The sequence below is a fragment of the Hyphomonas sp. GM-8P genome, from assembly GCF_003263315.1.
In the GTDB taxonomy this organism is placed as follows: Bacteria; Pseudomonadota; Alphaproteobacteria; order Caulobacterales; family Hyphomonadaceae; genus Hyphomonas.
This window is the reverse complement of the sequence record NZ_AWFE01000061.1, coordinates 17084-33355: the sequence shown is the minus strand read 5'-3', so window position 1 is coordinate 33355 and position 16272 is coordinate 17084. Positions and strand designations below refer to the sequence as shown.

Sequence of the window (16272 nt, the reverse complement as noted above, 5' to 3'; positions counted from 1 at the left end):
AAACATCATGGACTTCAACGATACACCCGAAGAAGCCGCTTTCCGCGCTGAGGCGCGCGCCTTCCTCGAAAAGCACCTGAAGCCGAAAGGCTCCGCCCCGGCCTCGCGTGACCGCGTGAACATGCTGGAAAAGGCGAAAGCCTGGCAGAAGACGAAAGCCGAGAACAAGTTCGCGCAGATCACCTGGCCTGAGGAATGGGGCGGCCGCGGCGGCACGGCGATGCAGAGCGTGATCTGGGGCCAGGAAGAGTCGAAATTCGACGCGCCGACCGGCCCGTTCGCCATCGGCCTCGGCATGTGCGTGCCGACCGTCATCGCCTTCGGCTCCGACGAGCACAAGAAGCGCTACGTCCAGAAAGCCCTGATGGGCGAGGAAATCTGGTGCCAGCTCTTCTCTGAGCCGTCTGCCGGGTCTGACGTTGCCGGCCTGAAAACCCGCGCCGTGAAAGACGGTGACGAATGGGTCATCAACGGCCAGAAGGTCTGGACCTCCGGCGCCCACTATTCGGACTTCGGCATCCTCCTTGTCCGGACGGACCCGAAAGTGCCGAAGCACAAGGGCCTGACCATGTTCATCGTGAACATGAAGCAGCCGGGCGTCGAAGTGCGTCCGATCCACCAGGCCTCCGGCGGCCGCGAGTTCAACGAGGTCTACTTCACTGATGTTCGCATCCCGGACTCCGATCGCCTCGGCGATGTCGGCGCAGGCTGGAAAGTCGCCCTCGTCACGCTGATGAACGAGCGCCTTGCGGTCGGCGGTTCTCCCGGTCCGGACTGGGGCGAGATCATGGAATATGCCCGCAGCCAGGGCACGCTGTCCGACCAGGCCTTCCGCGAAAAGCTGGCGGACTGGTATGTCGCGGCGCAGGGCTACAAGCTGACCAAGTTCCGCACGCAGACGGCCCTTTCCCGCGGCCAGACCCCGGGACCGGAAAACTCGATCGGCAAGATCATCACCGCGAACCACCTGCAGGATATCTGTAACTCGGCCATCGAGATGCAGGATCATTACGGCATCATCAACGAGTCCGATCGCATGCCGGCCGATGCCATCTTCCAGCAAAGCTTCATGTGGGCCCCGGGCCTGCGTATCGCTGGCGGTACGGACGAGATCCTGAAGAACATCATCGCAGAGCGCGTTCTGGGCCTGCCGCAAGATGTCCGCGTCGACAAGGACAAGCCTTTCGACGAAATGAAAAGCGGCTGATAAGTCCTTCATTGCAAACATAAAAACCCCGGCCGGTCTGACTGGCCGGGGTTTTTACGTATGGCGATCAGGAAAACTTATGGCAGACTGCCACCAATTCTGGAGGAGCCTGCCATGTTCAAGACCAATGAAGGCACGATCGACCGCGTTCTGCGCGTCATTGTCGGCCTCGCCCTGATCGCTATCGTCTTTGTCGGCCCGCAAACCCCTTGGGGCTGGATCGGCCTCGTGCCGCTGCTGACGGGTCTCGTGGGCACCTGCCCGCTCTACACGGTGCTCGGCATCCGAACCTGCAAGCTGTAGAGACCTGACGTCCGATCAGGCGTCCGGCTCAGTGGCCGTGGCCTGTTCGGAAACGAACCCCGCCACTTGCGCCGCGCAGGCCCGGCCCGCTTCGGCCAGCGCGAGGGCGCGGGACTCAGCAGAGGACGCGTCGGCATTTGCCGATGAGGTCACATTTGTCTGCGCGACGACCTTGCGTGTGCCCGCTTCCACAAGCGTCGCTTCGAGGTCGCACCTGGCCAGCGTGCCTGCCAGCGTGAAGTCTTCGATCCGCCACACGAGTTCATAATCTGCATGGGCGCCCGCCTCCAGCGCCACGGCAACCCCTGCGCCTTTGTCGTCCAGCGCATCCAGCACCGCCACCTGCATCAGGCGCGTGGCGCTATCCGCCCATTCCACGCCGCGAACGAGGCGCAGGGCACCGGCGGCATCCTCAGACGCAATCACACGTCCGCCGAACAGGCGGGAGGCTTCAGGCTCGCGAACGGCCACGACCGTATCGACCGGATAGGTTTCGGTCATCGCACCAAACCGGTAGAGGCCGTCCGGAACTTCCGGTTCCGGCAAGATGCTGACGCAGGCGGTCAGCGCCGTCATGGCGAAGGCAAGGGAAATCGAGCGGATCATCAGCGTTTGTCCTCATAGGGAACCGGTTCCCCGACAAGCATGCTTTGCGGGTTCTGTTCGAATTCGCGGGTCAGCCGGTCCATCCGGCTGATCAGGATGCGGAGGTCCTGCGCCGCCAGACGGGAGTCCTCCACCACGCCGGTGGCCGGACCTTCCAGCAGGGCATTGACCACGCGCACTGTGTCGCCGCCCTGCACCATCACGGCATCGGCTGAGGCGACCACCTTGCCCACCTCGGCCAGCAATTCGTCGAGCTGTCCGGAAAGGCCGGCGAGCTCTTCATTGGCATTCGTGCTGAACGTGCCGACCGATTCCGAAGCGGACGCAAACTCATTGCTTGCGCGCGACAGGTCTTTCATCGTGCCGGTCGCTTGATCGATCAGGCCATCCTCGGCGGCGAGCTTGGTGGTGATCGTCTCGATGTTCTTCAGCGAGGTACTGATCGACTCGACATTCTCCTCCGTCAGCAGCTTCTTCACCCGTTCCATCGTGTCATTGGCCTGGCCCAGCACCTGCGCGCCACCCGCAACGATCTGGTCGAGTTGGGTTCTCTCTGCCCGGATCACCGGCACGGGCTCACCCGGTTTCGCTTCCAGCAGGCGGGACGTCGGAGAGCCCGCGCTGATCTGGACAAAGGTCACGCCTGTGATGCCGGCCAGCTGGATCGAGGCGGTGGAGTCCGTCTTCACGGGGGTCTCCCGGTCAATCCGGATGCGGGCACGGACTTTGGATGGGTCGGCGCGGTCGATACGGACGGTGGAGACTTCGCCCACCTTGATACCGATATAGCGCACGGCCGATCCGTCCTCGAGGGATACCGGCCCTTCGAAGACAATATCGTACGCCTTGTAGTCCCGCTGGAACTGGGACTGGCCGAGCCACAGCACAAAAGCGGCAACGGCCAGCGTTGCAACAATAACAAAAGCGCCGATGACGGCATAATTCGCTCGCGTTTCCATCGCTCCGGGCCCCCTTTCTAGTGTCCCGTTGCCGCGCGTCCCCGCGGGCCGCAGAAATATTCCTGCACCCACGGATGATCGAACGCACGCAATTCTTCGATCGTGCCGACTGCCAGCACGTGTTTCTCTCCCAGCACGGCGATCCGGTCGCAGGTCGCATGCAGCGTATCCACATCATGCGTGACAAGGAAGACGGTGAGCCCCAATGCCTGTTGCAGGCTGCGGATCAGGGCATCGAATTTTTCCGCGGTAATCGGGTCGAGGCCGGCAGTCGGCTCGTCCAGGAACAGAAGTTCCGGATCCAGCGCCAGGGCACGCGCCAGCGCCGCACGCTTGCGCATGCCGCCGGAGAGGTCAGACGGATATTTGGGGCTCGCCTCGGCGCTGAGGCCGGCCATGCGGATCTTCATGTCGGCCAGTTGGTGGCGCAGCACCGGCTCCAGCTGCGTGTGTTCCTTCATCGGAACTTCGACATTCTCCCGCACGGTGAGGTTCGAGAACAATGCGCCATCCTGGAACATGACGCCCCAGCGCTGCTCGACCTCGGCGCGCTCGACCTCATCCAGCGTTTCCAGCCGTTCGCCGAAAACCTCGATGCTGCCGGTATCGAATTCCTTGAGCCCTGTGATCGCGCGCAAAAGGACGGACTTGCCGCAGCCCGACGGGCCGATAATGCCGATGATCTCGCCCCGGCGGATGTCGAGGTCCAGATGCTCGTGCACGACATGGGTCCCATAGGCGGTCTTCAGGTCGCGGATGCGGATGATGATGTCGTCCGTCATATGCCAAGCTCCATATAGAGGATGGCAAAGATGGCATCGAGCACGATCACGGCGAACAGGCCCTGTACCACCGACGTGGTGGTCGCATTGCCCAGCGACTGGACGCTGCCGCCGACATTCAGGCCCTGGCGGCAGGCGATCAGTGTCACCACAAAGCCGAACACGGGCGCCTTGGACAGGCCGACCCAGAAATGCTCCAGCGGCACGGAATTGCGCAGGCGATCCAGGAAGACGCCGGGATTGATGTCCAGTGATGACCAGCCAACCACGACGCCGCCGGCGATCCCGGCCAGCGTTGCCACAAAGGTCAGCGCGGGCGTCATCAGCAGCAGCGCGATGATGCGCGGCGCAACGAGAATGTCCATCGGCTTCAGGCCAAGCGTCTGCATGGCGTCGATTTCCTGGCGCATCTTCATCGTGCCGATCTGCGCGGTAAAGGACGAGTTCGTCCGCCCCGCCAGAACGATACCGGTCAGCACCACGCCGAATTCGCGCAGCATCGAATAGCCGATCAGCTCGACCGTGTAGATCTCGAGATCGAAATCGCGGAGCGTCGTCGCGCCGATATAGGCGACGACCATGCCGACAAAGAAAGACAGGAAGGCGATGATCGGCATCGCGTCGAGGCCCGCCTCCTCCATCACCGCGACGATGGACGTCCAGCGCAGCTTCCAGGGCTGCATGAGGAGACGAATCGTCGTCACGATCGTTTCGCCGAGGAAGGCGAGCGTCTGGAAAATTTCCGACATGACGCCGACAAAGCCGCGGCCCGTCCGCTCCAGCAGAGCGAGGAAGCCATGGTCCGGCGCCTTCGCCGGCGGCACCGGATCGGAGACGGCGTGGACCTGTTCGATCAGGTGGCGGGCGACATCATTCGTTCCGGTGAGACCAGAGCCTTCCGGCGCGGCGCGCAGCGTGCGGTCGATCAGGAAGGCCCCGGCGGTGTCGATCCGGGTCAGTCCGGAGACATCCACAAGCACGGGATGATCATGCTTTAGTCCGGCCAGGTCATCATCCAGCTCGTGAATGGTCATGATCGTCCAGTCCCCCGTCAGACGGAGGGTGGCACGTTCGCCGCTCTCTTCGAGCGCGAAACCGGGGGCCGTTGTGACTGTCATCTCTGGCAACTAGCCTTCCAACACTAGCAAAACATGCTTAAGAACAGCGAAGCATGATCGGTGAAATTTTATCGTTCAGGATCGGACATGGGCAATCGAAACCTTGAAATTTCAGCGCTTTCCTCGCCCCTGAAGTCGGCATTTACCATTTCGCGCGGCGCCAAGACCAGCGCGGAGACAATTCGCGTCACCCTCACGGAGAACGGCGCCACCGGCCGCGGCGAAAGCGTGCCCTATGCCCGCTATGGCGAAACCACCACCAGCGTCACTGCCGCCATCGAAAACGCCCGTACTGAAATCAAATCCGGTCTCAGCCGCGATGACCTGCAATCCCTCATGCCCCCCGGCGCGGCCCGCTGCGCGGTGGATTGTGCAATGTGGGACCTTGAAGCGAAGCTGAGCGGCACGCCTGTCTGGCAGCTCGCCGGCCTTCCGGAACCGAAGCCCGTCGAGACTGCCGTCACTGTCAGCCTCGACACACCAGACGCCATGGCCGCCGCCGCAAAGTCGACGCAAGGGCGCCTGCTCAAACTGAAGCTCGGCGGGCCGGGCGATCTTGGCCGGATCGAGGCCGTCCACGCTGCGCGTCCGGACGCGCGCCTGATCGTCGATGCGAATGAGGGCCTCAATCCGAACGAGCTGCCCGCGATCTCGAAAGCCGCCGCTGCGCTCGGCGTCGTGCTGATAGAACAACCCTTCCCTGCCGGCACGGACGACGCATTGCTCAACCGTCCCGGCCCGGTCGCAATCTGCGCCGACGAAAGCGCCCACACACGGGCCGAGCTGCAGGATCTCGCCCGCCGCTATGACGCAGTCAACGTGAAGCTCGACAAGACAGGCGGCCTGACCGAAGCGCTCGCCACCGTGCGGGAAGCCCGCGCGCTCGGCCTTGGCGTCATGGTCGGCTGCATGGTGGCGGGATCGATTTCGATGGCCCCGGCCTTGCTGCTGGCCGGCCTCGCCGACCTGATGGATGTCGATGGCCCGCTCTGGCTCGCTGAGGACGTGCCGCACGGCCTGCAATATTCGGACGGCATGGTCGCCCCGCCCTCGCCGGACCTTTGGGGCTAGTGCGCCGCTGCAGGTGCCGGGCCTTTCGGCTTGTCCAGCAGCATGACCGCCATCAGGACCAGGGCGAACGACATCGACATGGTCAGGAAGAGGTTGTTGTAGGTCATCACCGCCGCTTCCATCTTTGTACGGTAGACCAGCTGCGCCAGTGCCGTGCCTTCCGGATCCGTCACACCGGCGGCCTGCATCTGGGCTGTCATGTTCGACAGGAAGGATTGCACTTCCGGACGGGCGAGCGACATGCCGCTCGCAATCTGCTGTTCGTGCATCTGGTTGAAGCTGATCATCATCGTCGTCAGGATCGCGATGCCGATGGCCCCGCCAAGGTTCCGGCAGACCGTGAACAGGCCCGACGCGTTGGCCACCCGTTCCGGCGGCAGCGTGCCGAGCGCCAGGTTCGTAGTCGGCACCATGGTAAGGATCAGGCCCGCGCCCCGCAGGGCCTGTGGCCAGAACAATTCGTGGAAGCCGGACTGGGCCGTCAGATGCCCGTTCAGCCATGTGCCGATGGCGGCCAGCGTCAGGCCCACGGCCACGACAAAGCGCGGATCATAGCGCTTGGTCATCGCCCCGGCGATCGGCCCGCCGATGAACATGGCGAAACCGGCGACACTCATCACCTCACCGATCTGGAGGGACGAGTATCCCCGCACCTGCCCCAGATAGAGCGGCAACAGGAAAACAGAACCATAAAGCCCAAAGCCCATGACGGAGGCGATGATCGCGCCCGAGGCAAAGTTCCGGTCCTGGAACACGCGCAAATCCACCAGAGGAACAGGTGACGTCAGCGCGCGGCGGAAGAAGATGACCGCCGCAATCGCGCAGATGATGGAGGCCTTCACAATGGCCGAGCTCTGGAACCAGCTGTCGCCCGGGCCTTCATCGATGATCCATTCGAACAGGCCGAGGAACAGCGCCATCGCGATCAGCGCCGTCACATCGAGGCGGCGCAGCAGCGCGATCTCCCCTTTCTGTTTCGGAATGAAGAGGAAGACGAGCGTGATCGCAGCAATGCCCGGCACGATGTTGATGAGGAACAGCCAGTGCCACGACATGTGCTGGGTGATCCAGCCGCCAAGCGTCGGGCCGATGGAGGGAGCAAGCGTTGCCACCATGCCGATCATCACCTGTTGGGTCATGGACCGACCGGCGGGAAACAGCGTGAAGCTGGCCGCCATCGTGGTCGGCACCATGGCCGCACCGGCGAAGCCCTGGATGATGCGGAAGAAGATCAGGGAGTCGAGATCCCATGAGACGGCGCACAGTATACTGGAAACGACGAAGCCCGCCGCTGACATCATGAACAGTTTCCGTATACCGAAGGCCCGGTTGAGAAAGCCCGACAGAGGAATGCCGACGACTTCGGCCACCAGATAGCCGGTCTGGATCCATGCGATCTCTTCCTGGCTGGCAGACACGCCGGCCTGGATCTGGCGGATGGAGCTCGCGACGATCTGGATGTCCAGGATCGCCATGAACATCCCGATCACCATCGCAAAAAAGCCGATGTTGAGTGCGAGCTCTGACGATGTCTTTTGCCGGATTGCGTTGACCATGGCGAACCTCGCGCAAGGCTGGGCGGCTTAGCCGTCCACCCCCTTCGCGATCACGGTCGCTTCAACTGAAAGGCCGGGGCGCATCAGGCCGGAGGCCAGTGCCTCATCCGAAATCTTCACCCGCACGGGCACGCGCTGGACGATTTTCGTGAAGTTTCCGGTCGCCGTGTCCATCGGGATCAGGCTGAACTGGCCGCCGGTCGCAGGCGCGATGGAATCCAGCGTACCGGTCACTTTCATGTCCGGATACGCGTCGACATGGATGTCGACTTCCTGGCCGGGCCGCATGCGCTCGACCTGCGTTTCCTTGAAGTTGGCAATGATATAGGCCTCCGACACCGGCACGATCGACATGGTCTGCTGGCCAGGGTTCAGCAATTGCCCTGCCGCGACGACGCGGTTGGCGACGACGCCGTCAAAGGGGGCGCGCAGCTCGGTGCGGGTCGCATCGAGCTTCGCCGCATCCACACGGGCCTGCGCCGCTTCGACCTGGGCTTCAGCGCCGGCAACAGCAGCCTTGGCGGATTCAAGGTCTTCCTCGGCGCGGTGGTAATTTGCCTGCGCAACGCTCAGTTCGCTTTGCGCGGTGGTGATACCGGCTTTCGACTGGTCCAGCGTTGCCTTCGCGGCCTGTGCCTTGGTTGCGGCCGCATCAAGGCTCGCCTTCGGGTAATGTCCTTTCCCGGCAAGCTCCGTATACCGCTCAAGGTCATGCGTGGCGAGCGTGGCATCTGCCTCGGCCGCGGCAGTACTGGCCCTGGACTGGGCAAGACGGTCGCGCTGGGCCGAGATCTGGGCGGCGGCCGTCTGCAGGTTCGCTTCAGCAGCGGCAACACCGGCGCGGGCCTGCGTCTGCGCGGCGACAGCCTGCTGGAATGCAGCGGCCGCTTCCGACACGCGGGTCGCATAATCGGCCACTTCCAGCGTCACCAGAAGGTCACCGGCCTTCACAGTCTGGTTGTCCGTTACATGGACCTGTTCGACATAGCCCTGCACTTTCGGAGAGATCGTCGCGATATCGGCGCGGATGTAGGCGTTGTCCGTGGTGATTTCATACCGGCCGGCAACCAGCCAGTGAATGCCCTGGTATCCAACGAACAGAGCGAGCAGCAGGCCCGCGCCGGAAAGGATGTATTTCCGGGGGTCTGCCTTGAAACGGGCAACCAGGCCCTGCCCTTCGGGCGAAGGGGCGCGCTGAACGGGGGCATCGTTCTCAGGGGCGCGGTCCGGCATCTTGGCCGCAGGGGTTTCGGCCTGGTTGGGTGCCCGCGCCGCAGGAGGAACGGCAGCGGGCTGGGAGGTGTCACGCTTGAAGGGTTGTACGGCCATGGGAGGAGTTCCGCGGTATTGGTTCTGGATCCCGGTGGTAGACCCAAAATGTGTAATTCTGGTTACATCGCTTGCAATGTAATCCGCGTTACACCAAAATCAACCCATGAACAGTATTCAGAAGCCCAAAGCCTCCGCCCCAGCCGCCATCAAGGCGCCCGAAGGGGCATCGCGCGCCGAAATCCGGCGCGCCGCTTTTCTTGAAGCAGCCCAGGAAGTCTTTCTGGAACAAGGCTTTGAAGCCGCCAACATGTCGGAAATTGTCCGGCAGGCCGGCGGTTCTCTCGCGACGCTGTATTCCCAGTTCGGTGACAAGGAAGGCATATTCCTGGCCATGCTGGAAACCCGCATGAAGGAAGTGACCGCCACGCTGGAAGTCGAACTTCAGGCGCACACGCCGGTGGAGGAAGGCCTGCGCCGCATCGGCGAGCAGTTTGCCGGCAAGCTGGTCCAGCCCAATTCTCTGGAGCTCTACCGCTTGATTGTCGGCATGGCGAAGAAGTATCCCGACATCGCCGCGACCTTCATGAAGCTCGGCCCCAACAAGGTGCGCGCAGGCCTCGCTGCTTACCTGCAGGACCGGGCCGATGCCGGGGAAATTCCGCAATCGGACCAGTATGAGACGCTGGGCTCGCTCTTCCTCGACATGGTCCGCTCGCCGCTGCAAAGCCGCGCGCTGCTGGACGCCAATGTGCGCCCGACGGAAGACGACGTCCGCACCAGCGTGGACCGGGCCGTCTGCATGTTCCTCTACGGTCTTTCAGGAAAACACTAGGCCGGCCCGATCAATCGATTGCCGCGGCCCGGCTGCACCGCTACCCTCCCGGGAAAAACAGGCTAAAAACCGGGAGGAATAAATGGCTGACGGGGAAGTTGGCGGCATCGTGGACGACAAGTTCGCCGCCGTAAGAGAACAGTTCGAGAAAAACCTGAATGACGGCACCGACATCGGCGCGTCCTTCTGCGTCATCAAGGATGGCGAGCCGGTAATCGACCTCTGGGGCGGCTGGGCTGACGAGGAACGCACACGCCCCTGGGAAAAGGACACGATCGTCAACGTCTATTCGACGACCAAGACGATGACGGCGCTGACCGCCCTGTGGCTCGCCGATCAAGGCAAGCTCGATTTCGATGCGCCGGTCGCCGCGTACTGGCCGGAGTTTGCAGCGAGCGGCAAGGAAGCCGTGAAAGTCAGCCATTTGATGAGCCATTCGGCCGGCCTCTCCGGCTGGACCGAACCGCTGGGCAAGCACGATCTCTATGACTGGGACAAGGCGACCCGCCTGCTCGCCGCGCAGGCCCCGCTTTGGGAACCCGGCACAGCCTCCGGCTATCACGCGATCACGCAAGGCTATCTCGTCGGCGAAGTGATCCGGCGGATTGACGGGCGCACGGTCGGCACCGTGTTCCGGGAAGAGTTCGCCGAGCCGCTGGGCGCGGATTTCCATATCGGTCTTCCGGCCTCGGAAGATCACCGGGTGGCAGACCTGAAGCCGCCGCCGGGCGCAGGCCTTGGCGGCGCAGCGCAAAATGAAATCCAGCGCGTCGCGTTTGAAAACCCGGAGGTCGACGTGTCGGAAACACGGACACGCGCCTGGCGCGGGGCCGAGATCCCTGCCGCGGGCGGCACGGGCAATGCCCGCTCCGTCGCGACCGTCCAGTCGATCCTTGCCAATGGCGGCGTGATGAACGGCAAACGCTTCCTGTCGGAAGCCGGATGCCGCAAGGCGCTGGAGTGCCAGGTAGACGGCACCGATATGGTGCTCGGCATACCGGTCCGGTTCGGGCTCGGTTATGGCCTCTCCGGCCCGCTGTCACCGGCCCTGAACGATCAGTCGATGTTCTGGGGCGGCTATGGCGGCTCCATCGTGCTGGTCGACATGCAGAACCGGATGACCATCGCCTATGCGATGAACCGGATGGAAGGCACGACGACGGGCGACATGCGTGCGATCACGCTGGCCGCCCATGTCTGGCAGGCGATGGCGGGCTGATCCGCCCTATTCGCCTGCGCCGTCGAGCATGGACTTGAAGCCGCTCGGCTTGTGCGGCCCCATGAACAGCTGCTCGAACGCGCCAATCCCTTCGGAAGTCTGGCCACCGGGGCCGGAAAGCTTCGCCCGGACGATTTCCTGGATGTGCAGATTCTCCGGGATGTTCCACGGTGCATTCGGGTCCATGTCTTCGCGCTCGACGACCAGCTGGTCGCCATGGCTCATGCCATGCTTGTACTTGGCGTGGCCGTATCCGATGCCGCGCATCAGGAAGGTGCCCATGGGCTCGAAGTCCACCGTATACGGACTGCCCTGACGGTCATTCATGCTGAGGCGCGCTTTCGCCATGCGGCGCGTACCCGGCGCATAGGTCACGTCCATCTGCGCATCGTCGAGATGCAGGTGCTCGCCATGTTTGGCGCCATCCGCAGCCAGGACAGCGCGCTTGTTCCACGCCTCCCCTTCGCCATCGTCATTGACGTGGAAATAGAGCGCCTGGTTCGCGAAATTTGTCGGTGTCCAGATCCAGTAGAATTGCGGCTCGAGCGGCGGGATCAGTGGCTGGGTGTCCTGGGCCCCGATGGGGCGGACGCCCCAGGACCGGTCCCGCGTCCCGGACCAGCTGTCGGGATTGACCTCGATTTCCTTGCCGTCAATCCGCAGCTTGCCGGACCAGTGCCCGTTCTGCGTCATGCGCGTCAGGTCCATCAGCATCCGCGGCCCCTGGCGGCGGGTGAAGCGCGGCTCCTCGACCGGGAAGGCCCGGCCGGTGAATTCCACGTCGAGCGCGATGCCTTCGGTCTCTTCCAGCTTCAGGCGGATACGCTTCAGCGGCTCCAGCACTTCCACCGACATGCCACCGATATATGTGTCCATCCGCTCCATGTTCAGCGGACGCGAAAAAAAGACCGAGCTCTGCTTGCCATTGTGAAGCACCGACACCGATCCATCGATGATGTTCAGGTGCGGGTAGACCCCCATCGCCGCAGCGAAGAACACCGATCCGTCAGAGGAATAGCCATTGTAGAAGTACCGGTCGTAGAAGTTCCGGTCGGATCCGGAAAAAGCGACCGGCTCCGGTGTCTGGTGGATTGGATATTCATCTCCGGCGGTGAGCATTGTTCGCACTTCCTTCCTCTGGGTGACCTCTTGGCGGGCTCGTCATGCAAGCTAGGGTGTACGAGGGAAACCCCGGCGACAAGGGGTGACGCGAGGGAGGCACTATGTCCTGTAAAATGAATCCGGAGGAAGCCAACACATTCCTGCGCCAGGCCTTTGAAGGCCAGTCGGTGCGCACGGAAATCGTGGAAATGGTGGAAGGCCGCGCCGTGGTGCGACTAAGAGCCGACAAGACGAATCTGCGTCCTGGCGGCTATATTTCCGGACCGACACAGATGTCCCTGGTCGACACGGCGTCCTACTTCGCCGTCATGACCGTGACCGGACTGGAGCCCATGGCCGTGACCAGCAGCCTGAACATGAGTTTCCTGCGTCCCTGCATCGGCGATGTCGTGCTTGCAGACGCGCGCATCATGAAGATCGGGCAGACGCTGGCCGTCATGGATGTGGACGTGCGCGTGGAAGGTGCAACCAAGCCATCCAGCCATGCGGTCGTCACCTACGCCCTGCCCCGGAAGGATGTGCCCGCTTGAACCGGCTTGCGGCCTTCGCAGCGCTGATCGGCTTCTGCGGGGTCGCCCTCGGCGCATTTGGCGCGCACGCCCTGGAAGGCGTCCTGACACCTGAAGGAACCGAGTGGTGGCATACGGCGACGCTGTACGCGCTGCCCCATGCAGCGGCGGCACTGGCCATCGCCTTGTCTGTCCGTGGTGGTCTTGTCCGCACTGGCGGCTGGTGCATGGTCATCGGCGCCTGCATCTTCGCCGGCACGCTCTACGCAATGGCACTCGGCGCGCCGCGCTGGTTCGGGGCCATTACCCCGATCGGCGGCGTTTCCTTGCTGGCAGGTTGGGGACTGGCTGCCATCGGCAGCCTCAGGGCGTCAAACTGAAGGCAGCGAACAGGTTCGCTGCGATCAGGATTTTGCGGAATTCACGGACGCGTATTTGTCGGCCAGCTGGTCTGCCGTTTCACGCGCATTGTCGATGACGTCTTCAAACGCATCGAGTTCCTTGTCGACCGGTGCGGTGTCGATATCCATGTCAGAGCGGGCGGACACTTCGCCAAGCGCACTCTGGAAGCTGCGGTAAGCCATCTGGGCACGGACGAGTGCGCGCTCATAGCTCATCACGTCGGCGCGGGTCGCGGTGTGGGCGCCGGTTTCCTGAAGCAACGTATGGGCTTCGCGGCTGACTTCGCCCAACCCGGTCCGTGCTGCCTGACTGTCGGAAACGATGCGGGCGAGCACGAGCGCCGGCGCTTCAGACCCTGCGCCGATGCGGGCGGCATAGGTGTCGGCCTCGGCCTGGTCATTGGTGATGCCATTGATCAGCGTGTTTGCGAGCCCGGCCAATCCACCACTGGATTTCACCCAGCCGGCATCAACTGCCTTGTCGCAATATTCCGTGGAGGCCGTGCGCAGTGCGGACTGGTTTTGGGAAAGCCCCGCCTGCACCAGAGCTTCACCTGGTACCATGGAAACGGTTGCGCATCCTGCAAGAAGGCATAGGGATACACCCAGAAATACGCTACGCATCAAACAGCCACCTGCATTCTGTTTGGGCCCCAATACGTAATATTCTGTACGTAACGACGGGTACCATGTCCACCTCAGACGGCAGTTTGAACGAAATTAGGTGAAGAGTGAATGAATAGACGCCCGCCCCGCCGCATTTTATATCCCAGACACGAGGCTCGGCGCTCCGGCCGGCTGCGCGTTTCAGATATTCACGAAATTTACTGGGAAGAATCCGGTAACCCTAATGGCGTGCCTGTCATCGCGCTTCACGGCGGCCCCGGAGGCGGCTCAAGCCCCGAAATGCGGAGGTTTTTCGACCCTGAGCGCTATCGGATCTTCCTGTTCGATCAGCGCGGTTGTGGACGTTCCACTCCACATTCCGAACTTCGCGAAAATACCACCTGGGACCTGGTGGACGATATTGAGGCACTGCGTGACCATGTTGGCGTCAGTCAGTGGCTTGTCTTCGGCGGATCGTGGGGATCGACGCTGTCACTCGCCTATGGCGTGACTCATCCGGAGCGGACTCTCGGATTAGTATTGCGCGGCATCTTCCTGGTCTCGAAACCGGAAGTGCAATGGTTTTACCAAAGCGGCGCCAGCCGCCTCTTCCCGGACGCCTATGATCGCTACGTCGCCCCGATTCCGGAAGACGAGCGCGACGACCTGCTGATGGCTTTCCATCGCCGGCTCACGGGCGATGACCGGCAGTCGCGGATCGAAGCCGCCCGGGCCTGGTCACGCTGGGAGGGCGAAACCCTCTCCATCAAGGGGCCGCTGACCACCCCGCCCCGCTTCAATGAAGATGACTTTGTCGACGCCTTCGCCCGGATCGAATGCCACTATTTCGTCAATCGCGGTTTCTTTGCCAGCGACAACTGGCTGCTGGAACAGTGCGCAAAAAAACTGAAGGACATTCCGGGTGTCATCGTTCACGGCCGCTATGATGTGGTGACGCCGCTGTCGACGGCCTGGGCCCTGTCCAAGGCCTGGCCCAAGGCCGAGCTTCACATCGTGCCGGATGCCGGCCACTCGTCCATGGAGCCCGGCATTGTCGACAAGCTGATTCAGGCAACGGATCATTTTGCAGGCGTCTACGGCTCCAAGGTCCGCGTCTGACGCCTGCCTCATCCGGATGACAAAAAACAGGCCCTCCACCGCGTGGAGGGCCCGTTTATTCATGGTTTATACATGGTGTTCTTCATGGTGCGGGATGCGCCCGCCGGAGACCATTTACTCCACTGGCGGCAGCTCGTAGTTCGGCCCCAGCAGGACTTCCAGGAAGCCCGGCAGCTGGACGTGATACTGGTCCTGGATCTTGTCGAAGAAGCCGAAGAACAGGACGAAGCCGACAAAGGCCGGCACGAACCAGCGCATCAGGAACCGCCAGACATTCATGATGTTGCCCTCGCCCAGCTCGGAGGTCAGCATGTCGCGCGACAGGACCCAGCCGGCAAAGATCGCCACCAGCAGACCGCCCAGCGGCAACAGGACATTGCCGGTGATGAAGTCCATGAAGTCGAGATATTCGGTGGAGAAGATATAGGCCGCCCCGACCAGCCAGAGCATGAAGCCGACGCCGAGCGCAGCGCCCATCCGGGTCACGCCCTGACGTTCCTCCAGCCAGGAAACAGAAACTTCCAGAAGCGAGATCGAAGAGGTGAAGGCGGCAAACAGGGCCAGCGCGAAGAACAGGATCGACATGAGGTAGCCGATGGGCCCCAGATTGCCGAGCGCGACCGGCATCGAGACGAAGAAGAGGCTTGGGCCACCTGCCGGGTCGAGGCCTGCAGCGAACACGATCGGGAAGATCGCGAAGCCTGCAATCAGGGCCACGAACGTGTCAGAACCTGCAATGATGACGGAAGAACGCGGGATGTTCGTACCGCGGTCGAGATAGGCGCCATAGGTGATCATCAGGCCGACACCGACGCCGATGGAGAAGAAGGCCTGCCCCACTGCTTCGAGGAAGGTCTTGAAGCCGACATCCTCCCATTTGGGCTGGAACAGGAAGGCAAAGGTTTCCCCGGCATTGCCGCGCGACAGGGAGAAACCGACGATGACCAGAAGGATCACGAAGAAGGCCGGCATCAGGATGCTGGCAGCTTTCTCGATACCCCCTTTCACGCCACGACCGACAATCGCGATATTGGCAAAGATGAAGGCGGCGAGCAGTGCCAGCATGTACCATTTCGAGGCCAGCGCATGCTCGCCCTGCCCGATGACATTGGCAAAATTGGTGCCGGATGCGGCAGCGTCCATGCCCGCAAAGCCATTCTTCATGGCCTGGATCACGAAGGCGAGCAGCCAGGCCGAAATCACCATGTAAAAGGACAGGATGAAGGTCGCCGTAATCGTACCGACCCAGCCGACAAAGCCCCAGCTCTGGCTCTTGCTTTCAGCCCGTGCGAGCGACTCGACGCCTTCAACAGCGGACATGCCGGACTTCCGGCCCATGCCATATTCCGCCATCAGCACAGGCAAACCAATCAGCACGACGCAAGCGATGTAGATGAGGATAAACGCCCCGCCGCCATTCTCACCGGCTGTGTATGGGAACCGCCAGAAATTGCCGAGTCCGACCGAAGAACCAACGGCAGCCATGATAAAACCGAAGCGCGAGCTCCAGGTGTCTGCCTTGCGGGCGATTGTCGCCATATTCCCTCTCCCCAGGGTAAAAAGTTTCGCGCGAAACTATAGGCGGAGAAA

At 62.5% G+C, this 16272-nt stretch carries 17 protein-coding genes; 8 read left to right on the top strand and 9 right to left on the bottom strand.

Annotated elements, in window-relative coordinates:
- Positions 1-7 precede the first annotated feature (7 nt).
- Together HY26_RS06580 and HY26_RS06575 are read left to right on the top strand one after the other, a co-directional pair.
- Complete coding sequence (locus HY26_RS06580) at positions 8-1207, top strand: acyl-CoA dehydrogenase family protein (RefSeq protein ID WP_034763280.1); 1200 nt, start codon at positions 8-10, stop codon at positions 1205-1207.
- 114 nt (positions 1208-1321) lie between these two features.
- On the top strand, positions 1322-1510 hold the full coding sequence (locus HY26_RS06575; protein ID WP_034763278.1) for a DUF2892 domain-containing protein: 189 nt from the start codon (positions 1322-1324) through the stop codon (positions 1508-1510).
- A 15-nt stretch (positions 1511-1525) separates the two neighbouring features.
- Here HY26_RS06575 and HY26_RS06570 read toward each other — a convergent pair whose 3' ends face one another.
- Genes HY26_RS06570 through HY26_RS06555 form a run of 4 tightly spaced genes read right to left on the bottom strand, consistent with a single transcriptional unit; the run spans position 1526 to position 4975 of the window.
- Positions 1526-2116 (bottom strand): ABC-type transport auxiliary lipoprotein family protein, encoded by a 591-nt coding sequence (locus HY26_RS06570; protein ID WP_112073168.1) that lies wholly within the window; start codon positions 2114-2116, stop codon positions 1526-1528.
- Complete coding sequence (locus HY26_RS06565) at positions 2116-3075, bottom strand: MlaD family protein (protein ID WP_112073167.1); 960 nt, start codon at positions 3073-3075, stop codon at positions 2116-2118. The genes HY26_RS06570 and HY26_RS06565 overlap by 1 nt, the downstream gene beginning before the upstream one ends.
- A 17-nt stretch (positions 3076-3092) precedes the next feature.
- Entirely contained in the window at positions 3093-3857 is a 765-nt protein-coding gene (locus tag HY26_RS06560) for an ABC transporter ATP-binding protein (RefSeq protein WP_034763274.1), read from the bottom strand.
- Positions 3854-4975, bottom strand: coding sequence for an ABC transporter permease (locus HY26_RS06555; protein ID WP_112073166.1), 1122 nt, complete (start codon positions 4973-4975; stop codon positions 3854-3856). Before HY26_RS06555 ends, HY26_RS06560 begins: the two co-directional genes overlap by 4 nt.
- Positions 4976-5062: 87 nt before the next feature.
- Between HY26_RS06555 and dgcA the strand changes: the two genes are divergently transcribed.
- Entirely contained in the window at positions 5063-6046 is a 984-nt protein-coding gene (dgcA, locus tag HY26_RS06550; protein WP_112073165.1) for an N-acetyl-D-Glu racemase DgcA, read from the top strand.
- On the opposite strand, the gene HY26_RS06545 is transcribed toward dgcA, so the two are convergent.
- Entirely contained in the window at positions 6043-7602 is a 1560-nt protein-coding gene (locus HY26_RS06545; protein ID WP_112073164.1) for a DHA2 family efflux MFS transporter permease subunit, read from the bottom strand. The two genes, dgcA and HY26_RS06545, sit on opposite strands and share 4 nt — an antisense overlap.
- 27 nt (positions 7603-7629) lie before the next feature.
- Positions 7630-8931 carry an HlyD family secretion protein gene (locus HY26_RS06540; protein WP_112073163.1) on the bottom strand — a complete coding sequence of 434 codons (1302 nt, stop codon included), beginning with the start codon at positions 8929-8931 and terminating at the stop codon, positions 7630-7632.
- A gap of 106 nt (positions 8932-9037) precedes the next feature.
- Between HY26_RS06540 and HY26_RS06535 the strand changes: the two genes are divergently transcribed.
- Together HY26_RS06535 and HY26_RS06530 are read left to right on the top strand one after the other, a co-directional pair.
- The gene (locus HY26_RS06535; protein WP_112073161.1) at positions 9038-9706 is read left to right on the top strand and encodes a TetR/AcrR family transcriptional regulator; all 669 of its coding nucleotides are present in this window, start codon (positions 9038-9040) and stop codon (positions 9704-9706) included.
- An 82-nt stretch (positions 9707-9788) separates the two neighbouring features.
- The gene (locus HY26_RS06530; protein WP_112073159.1) at positions 9789-10925 is read left to right on the top strand and encodes a serine hydrolase; all 1137 of its coding nucleotides are present in this window, start codon (positions 9789-9791) and stop codon (positions 10923-10925) included.
- A 6-nt stretch (positions 10926-10931) separates the two neighbouring features.
- Here the strand turns inward: HY26_RS06530 and HY26_RS06525 are convergent, their stop codons facing one another.
- Positions 10932-12044 carry a hypothetical protein gene (locus HY26_RS06525; RefSeq protein WP_112073158.1) on the bottom strand — a complete coding sequence of 371 codons (1113 nt, stop codon included), beginning with the start codon at positions 12042-12044 and terminating at the stop codon, positions 10932-10934.
- A gap of 104 nt (positions 12045-12148) precedes the next feature.
- Here HY26_RS06525 and HY26_RS06520 point away from each other — a divergent pair, with 104 nt between their 5' ends.
- The gene (locus HY26_RS06520) at positions 12149-12577 is read left to right on the top strand and encodes a PaaI family thioesterase (protein WP_034763253.1); all 429 of its coding nucleotides are present in this window, start codon (positions 12149-12151) and stop codon (positions 12575-12577) included.
- Complete coding sequence (locus tag HY26_RS06515; RefSeq protein WP_112073156.1) at positions 12574-12936, top strand: DUF423 domain-containing protein; 363 nt, start codon at positions 12574-12576, stop codon at positions 12934-12936. Before HY26_RS06520 ends, HY26_RS06515 begins: the two co-directional genes overlap by 4 nt.
- Before the next feature lie 24 nt (positions 12937-12960).
- On the opposite strand, the gene HY26_RS06510 is transcribed toward HY26_RS06515, so the two are convergent.
- On the bottom strand, positions 12961-13521 hold the full coding sequence (locus HY26_RS06510; RefSeq protein WP_034763248.1) for a hypothetical protein: 561 nt from the start codon (positions 13519-13521) through the stop codon (positions 12961-12963).
- Positions 13522-13692: 171 nt separating this feature from the next.
- Here HY26_RS06510 and pip point away from each other — a divergent pair, with 171 nt between their 5' ends.
- Entirely contained in the window at positions 13693-14682 is a 990-nt protein-coding gene (gene pip, locus HY26_RS06505; RefSeq protein WP_112073154.1) for a prolyl aminopeptidase, read from the top strand.
- A gap of 114 nt (positions 14683-14796) precedes the next feature.
- Here the strand turns inward: pip and HY26_RS06500 are convergent, their stop codons facing one another.
- Positions 14797-16221 (bottom strand): sodium-dependent transporter, encoded by a 1425-nt coding sequence (locus tag HY26_RS06500; protein WP_034763243.1) that lies wholly within the window; start codon positions 16219-16221, stop codon positions 14797-14799.
- Between the last annotated feature and the right edge of the window lie 51 nt (positions 16222-16272).